Genomic DNA, 13,067 nt, shown 5'->3' with positions numbered 1-13,067 from the left:
TTTCAACGCCTCAGCCCGGCAAAGGATGCACGAAAAGCGATGGCATCCGCATAATAAAACAGGCCCCGAAGGGCCTGTTCCATGGTCCGCCTTGGTGTCTTATGCCGCTTTCGCGGCGCTGGCATAGGGGTCGAAACGACCGTAGAAGGTCTCGCCCTTTGCGGCCATGTCCTTCAGCAGCGGCGTCGGCTTGAAGCGCGGGCCGTAGGCTTCGCTGAGCTTCTCGGCCAATGCAACGAAGTTCTTCACGCCCATGCCGTCAATGTAGGACAGCGCGCCGCCGGTATAGGGCGCGAAGCCGAAACCGAGGATGGAGCCGACATCCGCCTCGCGTGGATCGGTAACGATGCCTTCCTCCACCGTACGGGCGGCTTCCAGCGCCACGGTGACGAGGAAGCGCTGTTTCAGCACCTCCATATCCACGTCTTCAGGCTTCTGCTGGGGATAGAGATCCTTCAGGCCGGGCCAGAGGGATTTCTTGGCGGGCTTTGGCGGGTAATCGTAAAAGCCCTTGGCGTTCTTGCGACCAAAACGGCCCTCGCCTTCCACCAGCTTCTTCACCAGCTCCATATGGCGCGGATCGACGGCCTTTTCGCCGAGATCGGCGACGGTGGCTTTCAGGATCTTGTAGGAAAGATCGATCGCCACCTCGTCGTTCAGCGCCAGCGGGCCAACCGGCATGCCGGCGAATTTGGCGGCATTTTCGATCATCGCGGCGGGCACGCCTTCGATCAGCATGTCGTAGCTTTCCGCCATGTAACGCAGCACGCAGCGATTGACGAAGAAGCCGCGCGTATCGTTGACGACGATCGGCGTCTTCTTGATCTTCGCGACATAATCCAGCGCGACGGCGAGTGCCTTGTCGCCGGTTTCCTTGCCGAGGATCACTTCCGTCAGCATCATCTTCTCGACCGGCGAGAAGAAATGGATGCCGATGAAATCGGTCGGGCGCTTCGAGTTCTTGGCAAGCCCCGTGATTGGCAAAGTGGAGGTGTTGGAGGCGAAGATCGCGCCTTCCGGCAACACGGCTTCCACAGCCTCGATGACCGCCTTCTTCACGTCGCGGTCCTCGAAGACCGCTTCGATGACGAGATCCGCATCGGCGAGCGCCTCGTAATCCGCCGTCGGGGTGACGAGGTCGAGCAATGCCTTGCCCTCATCCTGCGTCAGCCTGCCCTTGCCGATGGCAGCCTTGACGCTTTCCTCGCAATGGCCCTTGCCCTTGTCGGCCGCGTCCTGATCGCGATCCACCAGCGTCACGGGAATGCCGGCTGCGGCGGTGACGTAAGCCACGGCAGCGCCCATGAAGCCCGCGCCAACGACGCCGACCTTCTTGAACTCCGTCTTCGGCTGGCCGGCCGGGCGGCGCGCGCCCTTGCCCAGTTCCTGCATGGACACGAACAGCGAGCGGATCATGCCGAAGGCTTCCTTCGAGCGAAGGATTTCGGTGAAATAACGCTGCTCCACCTTCAGCGCCGTATCGAAGGGCAATTGCAGGCCTTCATAAACGCATTTGAGGATGGCAAGTGCAGCCGGATAGTTACCGGCGCTTTCGCGGCGCAGGATGGCGGGGGCGGCTGGCCAGAGCTGGGCTGCGGCCGGCGTCCAGATGCCGCCGCCGGGGGCCTTGAAGCCCTTTTCATCCCAGGGTGCGACCGGTTTCAGGCCGTCCTTGATCATCTGCTTTGCGGTCGCGACCAGCTGATCCGGCTCCACCACCTGATGCACCAGCCCCATGGCCTTGGCACGCGCGCCGGTCAGCGACTGGCCGGTGGTCATCATCTGCAAGGCGGATTGAGCATCCGTCAGGCGCGACACGCGCTGGGTGCCGCCGGCGCCGGGGAAGATGCCGACCTTGACTTCCGGCAGGGCGATCTTGAGGTTCTTGGCGCTGGAGGCCACGCGGCCGTGGCAGGCGAGCGAAAGCTCAAACGCACCGCCCATGCAGGTGCCGTTGATGGCCGAGACCCAAGGCTTGCCATTGGTCTCGATCTTGCGGAACAGGCCCGTCATGCGGCCGACCAGTTCGAACAGCTTTGCCGCCGCCTGATCCGGGTTCTTCGCCTTCTCGTCATTGTAGAAGGAGAACATCGACTTGATCATCGAAAGATCGGCGCCGCCGGAAAACGTGCTCTTGCCGGAAGTGAAGACGACGCCCTTGACGGCGCTATCAGCGACAGTCGCGTCAACAATGGCATTCAGCTCGTCCATCACCCCGGACGTGAAGACGTTCATGGATTTTTCCGGCATGTCCCAGGTGACAAGCGCAATGCCGTCTACATCCGTCTCGATGGTGAAATTGGTGTAAGTGCTCATTTGGGATTCCTCTTCCCTGAATTTCGCGACGCGGCGAACTCTACCTTTACGTCATGGTCGGGCTTGACCCGACCATCCAGCACCTCTGGCATGGATCCTCGGGTCAAGCCCGAGGATGACGGAAGCGGGAGTGTTGCCGCTGCCTTAAACGCGCTCGATAACCGTCGCCGTGCCCATGCCCGCGCCGATGCAGAGCGTGACGAGCGCGGTGTTGAGATCGCGCCGCTCCAGCTCGTCCAGCACCGTGCCGAGGATCATCGCGCCGGTTGCACCGAGCGGATGGCCCATGGCGATGGCGCCGCCATTGACGTTCATCTTGCCATGGTCGATGTCGAAGGCCTGCATGTAACGCAGCACGACGGCCGCAAAGGCCTCGTTGAGTTCGAAAAGATCGATATCGGCAATCGACATTCCGGTCTTTTTCAGAAGCTTCTCGGTGACGTCCACCGGACCGGTCAGCATCAGCGCCGGATCGGAGCCGATATTGGCGAAAGCCCTGATACGAGCACGCGGTTTGACACCCATCGCCTCGCCGCCAGCCCTGGAGCCGACCAGCACGGCGGCAGCACCATCAACGATGCCGGAGGAGTTGCCGGCATGGTGCACGTAGTTGATCCGCTCCACTTCCGGATGTGCCATGATGCCGACAGCTTCGAAGCCGCCCATTTCGCCCGGCATCTGGAAGGAGGGGTTGAGAGAAGCCAGCGCCTGCATGTCCGTGCCGGGACGCATATGTTCGTCGCGGTCGAGGATCGTCAGGCCGTTCTGGTCCTTCACCGGAACGACTGATTTGTTGAAATAGCCCTTGTCCCAGGCATGCGCCGCGCGCTTCTGGCTTTCGACGGCATAGGCGTCCACATCGTCGCGGGAGAAACCATATTTGGTGGCGATGAGATCGGCCGACACGCCCTGCGGCATGAAGAAGGCCGGGAAGTTGACCGAGGGGTCCATGTACCAGGCGCCACCCGACATGCCCATGCCGACGCGCGACATGCTTTCCACGCCGCCGGCGATGACGATATCGTCCGAACCGGCCTTGACCTTGCCGGCCGCGAAGTTGATGGCATCGAGACCCGAGGCGCAGAAACGCGAGATCTGCATGCCCGGCGCCCTGTTGGAATAACCGGCCTCGAAGGCGGCCGCCTTCGGGATCACCGCGCCGGCATCCATGACAGGATCGACGCAGCCCATGATGATGTCATCGACAGCAGAGGTGTCGAGCCCGTTGCGGTCGCGGATGGCTTCCAGCGTCTTGGCGGCAAGGCGAACGGAAGGCACCTCATGCAGGCTGCCATCCTTCTTGCCGCGTCCGCGCGGGGTGCGGACATGGTCGTAGATAAATACGTCGGTCATAAACTCTCTCCCTGTGGCGCTATGAACGCCAGATGTCTCAGAATGCTTCCGCAGCCAGTTCCATCATGGTGTCCGCGCCGGTTTCGATGCGGGCCTTGCGCAGCGCCGTTTCCGGCATGATGCGCTCCATATAAAACTTCGCCGTGACAAGCTTGGTCTTGAGGTAATCCTCGTCCGAAGCGCTGCCTGCCGCAAGCGCCTCACTCGCGGCTTTCGCCATGCGCGCCTGCATGTAACCCAGCACCACGATGCCAAAGAGGTGCATGTAGTCGGTCGAGCCGGCGCCGGCATTGTCGGGCTTGGCCATGGCGTTCTGCATGAACCACATGGTTGCGGCCTGCAGGTCGTTCAAGCCCTTCTTCAAGCCCTTGGTGTAAAGGCTGAGCTTTTCGTCGGCACGGTTCTCCTCGCAGAAATCGCCGATTTCCTTGAACAGCGCCATGACGGCGCGGCCGCCATTCATGCCGAGCTTGCGGCCGACCAGATCGAGCGCCTGAATGCCGTTCGCACCTTCATAGATCATGGTGATACGCGCATCGCGGACATATTGGCTCATGCCATGTTCCTCGATGTAGCCATGGCCGCCGAAGACCTGCTGCGCCATCACGGCATGGTCGAAGCCCTTGTCGGTCAAGACACCTTTCAGGATCGGCGTGACGAGGCCGAGCAGGTCATCCGCCGCCTGCCGCTGTTTCTCGTCAGCGGCACGGTGGGCGATATCGGATTGCAGCGCGGTCCACAGAAGGAAGGCGCGGCCGGCCTCATTGTAGGCCTTGATGGTCATCAGCGTGCGGCGGATATCGGGGTGCACGATGATCGGATCGGCCTTCTTGTCCGGGAACTTGGCACCGGACAGCGAGCGGCCCTGAATACGCTCGCGGGCATATTCGACGGCGTTCTGATAGGCGATCTCGCCTACCGAAAGCCCCTGCAGGCCGACACCGAGGCGGGCCTCGTTCATCATCACGAACATGGCCGAGAGGCCCTTGTTCTCCGCGCCGAGCAGATAACCCGTCGCCTCATCGTAGTTCATGACGCAGGTGGCATTGCCATGAATACCCATCTTGTGTTCGATGGCACCACAGGTAACGCCGTTGCGTTCACCGGGGGTGCCGTCTTCCTTGACGAGGAATTTCGGCACGATGAACAGCGAAATGCCCTTGGTGCCTTCAGGCGCGCCCTCGATGCGGGCGATCACCAGATGGACGATATTTTCCGTCATGGAATGTTCACCGGCGGAGATGAAGATTTTCTGTCCGGAAATTTTGTAGCTGCCGTCAGCCTGCGGCACCGCCTTGGTGCGCAGAAGGCCGAGATCGGTACCACAATGGGGTTCGGTAAGGTTCATGGTGCCGGACCAGGTGCCTCCCACCATCTTCGGCAGGTAGGTGTCCTTCTGCGCCTGCGTGCCGTGCACGAGAATGGCGGCAATCGCACCCTGCGTCAGGCCGGGATACATCATCAGCGACAGGTTCGCAGAAGACATATATTCGCCGATAGCGGCATGCAGCGTATAGGGCAGCCCCTGCCCGCCGAATTCCGGCGGAACGGCAAGGCCGATCCAGCCGCCTTCGCAATAGGCGTCATACGCATCCTTGAAACCATCGGGAACGGAGACGGAGCCGTCATCGGCGCGCTTGCAGCCCTCTTGGTCGCCGGAAAGGTTGAGCGGGAAAAGCCGCTCTTCGGCAAGCTTCGCTGCCTCGCCGGTGATGGCCTCGATCATATCGGGGGTTGCATCTTCGAAGCCGGGCAGGTTGTTATACCGCTCCAGGCCGAGAACGTCGTTCAGGATAAAAAGCGTGTCTTTGACTGGGGCCTTGTAAACAGGCATTACCGATGTTCCTCCGCATCGTGGGCGCCGGAGCCAATCCGGCCGATATGGCATGACAATATTTGACGTGCGCGTAAACGTCAAACAAATTTCCGCGGAATATCGCCCTCCCTTTTTGGCAAAACCAATGCCCGGCCCGGCGCCAACTCGGTCCCCGCCATAAAAGTTAAAAAATTCCGACCATAGTTAACCACTTCTTTACCACGTTTCGTGAATTCTCCCGACAAGAGGTAACTGCTTCGTACTCCGGCGCATTTTCCTCAATGGGGGCAAATGGCGGCTCTGGAATTGCTGCATGTTGCGGCGACGGCGTGTCCAGACAGGCAACGTCGCGACAGATAACCGGGCACGGCGGGCGGAAGCGAAGCGAGCGAAAAGATGAACGGATTGCGATCGAAAACCCAACAGCCAAGCGACAGATCGTCTCTTGATGCTCTCAATCGCACCATTGAAGGCCTTGAAGCCCGTATCGAAGGGCTGATGAGCCAGAAGTTTCCGCGCGACCCGCGGGCCGCAAGCACCCAGCCGGAAGCGAAAAGCGAGGCCTATGCCGCGCCGCGTGAACCCCGCGCCGCCGTCACGCCGCCGCAGCTCGACCCCGTCAACGAAATCCGTCAGCGCCAGCGCCTGCTCGAAGCAAGTTTCCAGCGCCCGCAGGAACCCGCCACCCGACCGGAACGGACGATTACCCGGCCGCTCGCGCCGGAATATCGCCAGAGAGAGCCTCAGCAGGCCGCCGCTCCCGCGCCGCGTGCCCGCGCCATTCCGCCCTATCAGGAACAGCAGCGCAATGACGCAGCCCTGCAGGAGATCGCGCAGGCGCTCGTCAATCTGCGTCATGAGCTGAAGCACGACATTGCCGAGGGCGTTGCCCGCGAAGCGCAGGGCCTGCGCGCCGAAATACGCAATATCCGCGCGGTGGCGGAAGACCAGCAATTCATCGGCGACCTGCGCGATGACATCGCACGGCTTGCCGGCAGCATCGACCAGCTCGGCAATCTGGCATCTCCTGACGCCTATGGGCTGCGCAACGAATTCGAGGACCTGCGCCTCACCATCGACCAACTTGCGCGCGAAGACAGCGTGCACCGGATCGAAAGCCGCTGGAACAATGTGGAAGACACGCTGCGCGGTTTCGACGCGGCCTCCTTGCAGGATGAGATCGTTTCGCTCGCCTATCGTCTCGATGACATCAAGACGCAGCTCGGCGGCATGAGCAACAATCCCGCCGTGCGCGTGCTCGAGGAAAAGCTCATCACCATTGCCAGCGCCGTGGAGCAGCTCGGCAAGCATATGCAGCCCAACGAAGCCGCCTTTACCGAGCAGTTTTCCGGCCTCGACCAGCGGCTGGACGAAATCAGCCGTGCCATTGCCGCAACCGGCACGCGCGCCAATGCACAGGCAACGGATAATGCGCTGGCGCAGCGGCTAGAAAACCGGCTGAACGGCCTTGCCGAACAGCTCGGCGACATCAATCGCCTCGCTGCCGCCAAGCCGGAACCGGCGCTCGATCTCACCACCCGCCTCGAAGCGCTCTCCGGCAAGATCGATGAGCTCAGCACCGCCCGCGACGCCGCCCAGTTGCACGACCGGCTGGACCAGCTGTCATTGCTGCTGGAGCGCTCGCAGCGCCCCACCCAGCAGGCGGAGCTGACGTCCTTCCTCAGCGATATCTCCCGCAAGATCGATGCGCTGGATCACGGTGCCGTCAATGACGGTCTGGCCGAACGGCTCGACCTGCTCTCCCGGCGGATCGAAGACCTCGATTATCGTTACAGCCAGCCGCAATCGGCTTCGGGCCTGAGTGAAAGCGCCTTTTCCCGTCTGGAAGAGCGGCTCGGCACTATCGCCGCCCGTCTGGACGAAACCGCCCATGCCGCACCAGCCGACAGCCATGCGCTGGCAAGCCTCGAAAACCAGATCGCCCATCTGTCCACGCTGATCAGCCAGCCGGTGCAGATGCAGGCAGCCGGCATGTCGCCGGAACTCGACGCGCGCATGGCGGCGATCGAAGACTATATGGCGTCGAACGACGAATATATCATCGAAGCGGCGCGGCAGGCAGCCGAGGCCGTTCTCGACGCCTATACCCGTAATAATCTCTCGGCCGGCGCAAACCTCGCCGACATGACGATGCTGACCGATCTTGCGACCGATCTGCGCAGCCTCGAAGCCTTGAGCCGCAACACCGAAGAGCGCACGCACCGCACCTTCGAGGCGCTGCATGAGACGCTGGTGCAGATTGCCGGCCGTCTGGACAATCTCGACAGCGCGCCTGCCTACCGCCAGGACGCTTCCCGCAACGTCGCGCAGCACACGGTTGCCGCCAGCCGTGAAGACGTGACCATGCCGGCCGCCGTTTTCCCGGAAGAAGGCTATATCGCCGAAGAGCAGGCCATTCTCGATGATGTCAGCGAAAACGACGCGACCGCGATCGTACCGCCGGCTGCTGCCAAGCCAGCAAAGGCGGAAAAAAAGAGCCTGCTCGCCGGCCTGACGAAACGTTTCAAGACAAGCACGGCGAAGCCCGCAAAGGCCAAGGAAGAACCCGTATCGGCCTCCTCCGCCCGCACGCAGGTGGAACCCGCCCCTTCGCTCGATCCGATCGATGTTCTGCCGGCTGGCCAGGAGAACGAACTTCTGGAGCCTGGTTCGGGTGCACCCGATATCAAGAAAATCCTCGAACGCGTGCGCGCCAGCCAGGTCGCCGCCACCGGCAAGGCCGTGGATGCGGAAGGACGGACGGATTTCATCGCCGCCGCCCGCCGCGCCGCCCAGGCCGCCGCCATGGAAACATCGCCGGAGAAGCTGGACACCGGCAAGAAGAGCCGCAAGGCCGATACGTCGGCGCTTTCGCGCTATCGTCGCCCGCTGCTGCTCGGTATCGGCGCCATTCTTCTGGCGATGATGGCCATGCCGCTCGTCAAGACGCTGATCGGCGGCGCGGAAGCCCCCGCGCCGGTCATCGAGCACAAGATGGAGAATGGCCCGGTTTCCGCGCTTCCCGAAACCGGCAACAAGGCCGTGACCGTTCCGTCCGATCTTGCCATCGAGCCGGAACAGGCCGCATCGGCAGACAGCATTGAAAACGCCGCGCCGGCGCAAAACACCATCGATAACCGCACCATCGGCGGTGCGCCGCTGCCGGATGAGCCGCCGGTTGCCGATGTTCCCGCCGTGGACCCCGCAAAGTCCGACACGGTCGCGCAGACTGAACTGCCGAAACCGGCTGCGGTTGCCACCACGACTATTCCTGCGCAGGACGCCATCGCGGTTCCCGCCGGTATCGAACCAGCATCTCTTGCCGAAGCGGCCGCCAAGGGCGACACCCAGGCGCTGTTCGAGATCGCGGCACGTTACACTGACGGCCGCGGTGTTACCGCCGACCGTGCGGAAGCGGCAAAGTGGTACAAGCTGGCTGCCGATCGTGGCCTTGCCCCCGCGCAATATCGTCTCGCCAACCTTTACGAGAAGGCGAACGGTGTCGAGCGCAACCTTACGGAAGCGAAGCGCTATTACACGCTGGCTGCCGAACAGGGCAATGCCGGCGCCATGCACAATCTCGCGGTCCTGCTCGCCTCCGACGCGGCCGGCCAGCCGGATTTCGCCGCCGCCGCCCAATGGTTCATCAAGGCATCCGAACTCGGCGTTCGTGACAGCCAGTTCAACCTCGCCATTCTCTACGCCCGCGGCAGCGGCGTGAAGCAGGACATCGAGGAATCCTACAAGTGGTTCGCCATCGCCGCCAAGGATGGCGATGCGGACGCCGCCCAGAAGCGCGACGAGGTTGCGGGAGCAATGAACCCGCAGCAGCTTCAGAGCGCCGAGGTCAAGGTGGACAGCTGGAAGGTCAAGCCGCTTTCGGAAGACGCCAACAGCGTCAATCCGCCTGAGGAATGGGCCGGCAAGGAGGGCGTGAAGACCGCCTCCGTGGATATGGAAAAGGCGATCCGCAACATTCAGGCGATCCTGAACAAGAACGGTTTCGATGCCGGCCAGCCGGATGGCAAGCTTGGCAAGAACACTGTTACGGCCATCAAGGACTTCCAGAAGTCCGTGGGCCAGACGCCGGACGGGCGCATCACCAACGAGCTGGTGACCGCGCTGCTCTCCCGCAACAAATAAGCCTTGAAGAACCGGTGAAGCGGCCCCCTGGCCGCTTTTGCCCTACCCGCCGCAGGAATGTGGCCGGTTGCCGACACACGGCCGCTATCTTTCCAAATTATCAACGTATTTACCGTTGAATGTTGACAGGTCAGGCCCTCGCGGGCATGACGGATGAAGGCCGGGGATATCCGGTCTTTTCAGACAGAAAGTGTAAATCGCGGCGCGGCCCCCTCACCCGGACAGGCCCTGTCGCCCGGAACCATTTGCCCGAGGTCCGAGCCGTGACTGTCTATCTGCCGATCGCAGAACTGTCGGTGAATATTTTCATCATTCTCGGCATGGGCGCGGCCGTCGGTTTTCTGTCTGGCATGTTCGGTGTGGGCGGTGGCTTTCTGATCACCCCGCTTTTGATCTTCTACAATATTCCGCCCGTAGTCGCCGTGGCGACCGGCGCGAACCAGGTGGTTGCCTCCTCCGTTTCCGGCTCGATCACGCATTTCCGGCGCGGCACGCTGGACGTCAAGCTTGGCAGCGTGCTGCTTGTCGGCGGTCTGGTCGGGGCGACGGTCGGCGTGTGGATATTCTCCTTCCTGCGCAGCATCGGCCAGCTCGATCTCATCGTTTCGCTGCTCTATGTCATCCTGCTCGGCACCGTTGGCGGGCTGATGCTGAAGGAGAGCATTTCGGCGCTTCGCCGCGCCGCACGCAATGAAACGGTGACGCTGCGCCGGCCGGGTCACCACAACTGGGTGCATCGTCTGCCGCTGAAAATGCGGTTCAAGAAATCGAAGATCTATCTCAGCATCATCCCCATCGTCGCCCTCGGCTTCGGCATTGGCATCCTCACCTCGATCATGGGTGTCGGCGGCGGCTTCATCATGGTGCCGGCGATGATCTATCTGCTGCGCATCCCCACCAGCGTGGTTGTCGGCACCTCGCTGTTCCAGATCATCTTCGTGACCGCCTATACGACCGTCGTTCAGGCCGCGACCAACTATTCCGTCGATGTGGTGCTGGCCTTCATCCTGATGGTGGCGGGCGTCATCGGCGCGCAATATGGCGTGCGCGTCGGCCAGAAACTGCGCGGCGAACAGCTGCGCGCGCTGCTTGCCCTTCTCGTCCTCGCCGTCGCGCTTCGCCTTGCGGTATCGCTGGTGGTGCGGCCGGAGGACCTGTTTTCGGTGGCCGTGGGGGGGCTCGGCTATTGACCTTCCGCCCGCTGCTTGCCGCACTTCTTCTGCTGCCCTTCCTTGCCCTTGGCGAAACAGCCTCGGCGCAGACGCCGCCGCTTGCCCTGCCGCCCGGTCCGCAACAACGGCCATTGCAGGAAAACATTGAAATCGGCGCATCGACGACCGAAATTCCCATCGCATCTGATTTTCGCGGGGCGGATTTCACCCTCTTCGGCGCGCTCAATAATACCGACCAGCTACTGCTGGCCATTGGGCAGTATGATATCGTCGTGACGCTGGAAGGGCCGAGCGACTATATGACCGTGCGCAAGAAAGAGCGTGTGGCGGGCATCTGGATCAATACCAGCGCCATTACCTTCACGCCGCTGCCGGAATCCTATTCCATGGCCAGCACGCGCAATATCAGCGATATAGCCTCCCCCGGAACACTGCGCGCCATGGGGCTCGGCGTTGACCATCTTTCGCTCAAGAGCGCGGTTTTCTCGGGCGTGCCCGACAATGTCTTCGATTTTCAGGAAGCCTATCGTCGGCTCAAGCTCTCAAGCGGCATCTATCGCAATGATACGACCGGGGTGCGGCTGGAACGCACCGGCCTGTTCTGGGCGACGCTTCGCCTGCCCGCCAACGTGCCGAACGGCGTGCACACCGCCCGCGCCTATCTCTTCAAGAGCGGCAAATTCATCGCCCAGCGCGAATTGAAACTGCGCGTCGTCAAGACCGGCATGGAGCAGGCGATCACCGATGCGGCGCATCAGACACCGCTTGCCTATGGCGCGCTCTGCGTTCTGCTCGCCGTCGTGACCGGCTGGGGCGCCAGCATCATCTTCCGCAAGGACTGATCGTTTTCATCCCGCAAAATCGGGCGCAGGCCGTCCTTTCCGCCAAAGATAGCATTCGCTTCCGTCATCGCTTTGCGGTAAAATTCAAGGCGTTACAATCACGCACGCAGGTTATGGCGGTAGGTGCGGTTGTAACGGGGATGAAAAGGAGAAATGTCATGTTCAAGCACATTCTCATTCCCACCGATGGCTCGCCGCTGGCGCAGATCGCAATCGACCAAGGGTTCGCTCTCGCCAAGGAGGCAGGCGCAAAGGTGACCGTCGTGACGGTATCGGAACCCTTTCACGTAATTGCCAGCGATGTCGAGGACATTGCCGCCATTGCCGAAGAAGAATTCCACCGCTGCGAGGAAGCGGAACATCTGCTGCGGGATACGCAGGCGCAGGCAACGTCCATGGGGCTGGATTGCGAAGCGCTGCTGGCGCGGGCGGGAAGGCCCGACGAGGCGATCATCGAAGCCGCCAACAGGAGCGGTTGCGATCTCATCGCCATGGCCTCACACCGGCGCCGGAGCTTCGTGGAAATGCTGCTCGGCAGCGTCACGGCCAAGGTGTTGAAGAACTCGAAGATACCGGTGCTGGTTTACCGGCAATAGAGCATTTCCAGTAAAAGTGCGTAGCGGTTTTACGTCCGGACAATGCGTAAAACAAAGAGACAACAGCGTCGACGCGCTCAGCCGAGCAGATTTGCAAACCGCACCGAATAGATGCGGTCCCTCCCCATCAGATGCGCGACGAGAGCGGTATGATCGAACAGGCCGCGCATGGCCTTATGCCGCAAGTCCAGGCCCCCGCTCATCACTCCGAATGCCGGCATCAAGAGGCGCGAACCATCCGTGGCGAAACAGGGGCGCCGCACCGTCTTTTCGCGCCGCCGCACGGTGGCGGAGGGATGGAGATGCCCGGCGATTTCCCCGGCGGCATCGCCGAGCTTCGGCTCGTGGCGGAAAACGAGATTGCCATAAAACATTTCATCCACCGACGAGCCCGGCAGATCGACCGTACCGTCGGGATCATGGTTGCCGTTGATCCATATCCATTCGCGGCCACGGGCCATCTCGCGGATGAGTTCACGCAGCGGCAGCGGCAGGTGCTCGGAGCCGACGCGATCATGGAAATTGTCGCCGAGGCTGACGACGATCTTCGGGTCATAACGGCTGATGAGGGAGGAGAGAATCTTGAGGGTGGCGATGGTGTCGTAGGGCGGCAGCATGTGTCCGCGCCGGGCAAAGGCCGCGCCCTTTTCCAGATGCAGATCGGAGACGACGAGCAGTGACAGGTCCGGCAGGTAGAGCCCGCCCAAAGGATCGCACCAGCCGGCAACGCCATTGATGGCGGTTTCGCTGCCAAGGCATTCGAAGCCATTTGAAAATCGGTCGCTCAATGTCAGCCGGCTCAGCACTTTTGTGATCGTTCCTTCATTGC

8 protein-coding genes are annotated in these 13,067 nt (G+C 61.9%); 4 read left to right on the top strand and 4 right to left on the bottom strand.

The genetic code is table 11. The features are described 5' to 3' along the window. Positions 1–99 precede the first annotated feature (99 nt). The 3 genes from O3S81_RS07180 to O3S81_RS07170 form a co-directional block, all read right to left on the bottom strand. Positions 100–2,316 carry a 3-hydroxyacyl-CoA dehydrogenase NAD-binding domain-containing protein gene (locus tag O3S81_RS07180; RefSeq protein ID WP_269341890.1) on the bottom strand — a complete coding sequence of 739 codons (2,217 nt, stop codon included), beginning with the start codon at positions 2,314–2,316 and terminating at the stop codon, positions 100–102. Between the two features lie 144 nt (positions 2,317–2,460). Then, positions 2,461–3,669 carry an acetyl-CoA C-acetyltransferase gene (locus tag O3S81_RS07175; protein WP_269341888.1) on the bottom strand — a complete coding sequence of 403 codons (1,209 nt, stop codon included), beginning with the start codon at positions 3,667–3,669 and terminating at the stop codon, positions 2,461–2,463. Positions 3,670–3,706: 37 nt separating this feature from the next. Then, on the bottom strand, positions 3,707–5,503 hold the full coding sequence (locus O3S81_RS07170; protein ID WP_269341886.1) for an acyl-CoA dehydrogenase C-terminal domain-containing protein: 1,797 nt from the start codon (positions 5,501–5,503) through the stop codon (positions 3,707–3,709). 378 nt (positions 5,504–5,881) lie between these two features. On the opposite strand from O3S81_RS07170, the gene podJ reads away from it, so the two are divergent. The 4 genes from podJ to O3S81_RS07150 all read left to right on the top strand — a co-directional run bounded on the left by podJ (position 5,882) and on the right by O3S81_RS07150 (position 12,238). After that, complete coding sequence (gene podJ / locus O3S81_RS07165) at positions 5,882–9,628, top strand: cell division protein PodJ (protein ID WP_269341884.1); 3,747 nt, start codon at positions 5,882–5,884, stop codon at positions 9,626–9,628. A gap of 263 nt (positions 9,629–9,891) precedes the next feature. Beyond that, positions 9,892–10,818, top strand: coding sequence for a sulfite exporter TauE/SafE family protein (locus O3S81_RS07160; protein ID WP_269341882.1), 927 nt, complete (start codon positions 9,892–9,894; stop codon positions 10,816–10,818). Continuing rightward, positions 10,815–11,642 carry a TIGR02186 family protein gene (locus O3S81_RS07155; RefSeq protein WP_269341881.1) on the top strand — a complete coding sequence of 276 codons (828 nt, stop codon included), beginning with the start codon at positions 10,815–10,817 and terminating at the stop codon, positions 11,640–11,642. The genes O3S81_RS07160 and O3S81_RS07155 overlap by 4 nt, the downstream gene beginning before the upstream one ends. A 158-nt stretch (positions 11,643–11,800) precedes the next feature. Further along, positions 11,801–12,238 (top strand): universal stress protein, encoded by a 438-nt coding sequence (locus O3S81_RS07150; protein WP_003522788.1) that lies wholly within the window; start codon positions 11,801–11,803, stop codon positions 12,236–12,238. A 77-nt stretch (positions 12,239–12,315) separates the two neighbouring features. On the opposite strand, the gene pdeM is transcribed toward O3S81_RS07150, so the two are convergent. Further along, entirely contained in the window at positions 12,316–13,044 is a 729-nt protein-coding gene (gene pdeM / locus O3S81_RS07145) for a ligase-associated DNA damage response endonuclease PdeM (RefSeq protein WP_269341878.1), read from the bottom strand. Positions 13,045–13,067: the final 23 nt, after the last annotated feature.

Source organism: Agrobacterium sp. SOY23 (assembly GCF_027212525.1).
In the GTDB taxonomy this organism is placed as follows: Bacteria; Pseudomonadota; Alphaproteobacteria; order Rhizobiales; family Rhizobiaceae; genus Agrobacterium; species Agrobacterium tumefaciens_I.
This window is presented reverse-complemented; position numbering and strand designations above follow the sequence as displayed.

Coding starts and splice junctions, on each gene's coding strand:
- O3S81_RS07150 (WP_003522788.1), top strand. CDS start 11,801: ATGTTCAAGCACATTCTCATTCCCACCGATGGCTCGCCGCTGGCGCAG.
- podJ (WP_269341884.1), top strand. CDS start 5,882: ATGAACGGATTGCGATCGAAAACCCAACAGCCAAGCGACAGATCGTCT.
- O3S81_RS07180 (WP_269341890.1), bottom strand. CDS start 2,316: ATGAGCACTTACACCAATTTCACCATCGAGACGGATGTAGACGGCATT.
- O3S81_RS07175 (WP_269341888.1), bottom strand. CDS start 3,669: ATGACCGACGTATTTATCTACGACCATGTCCGCACCCCGCGCGGACGC.
- O3S81_RS07170 (WP_269341886.1), bottom strand. CDS start 5,503: ATGCCTGTTTACAAGGCCCCAGTCAAAGACACGCTTTTTATCCTGAAC.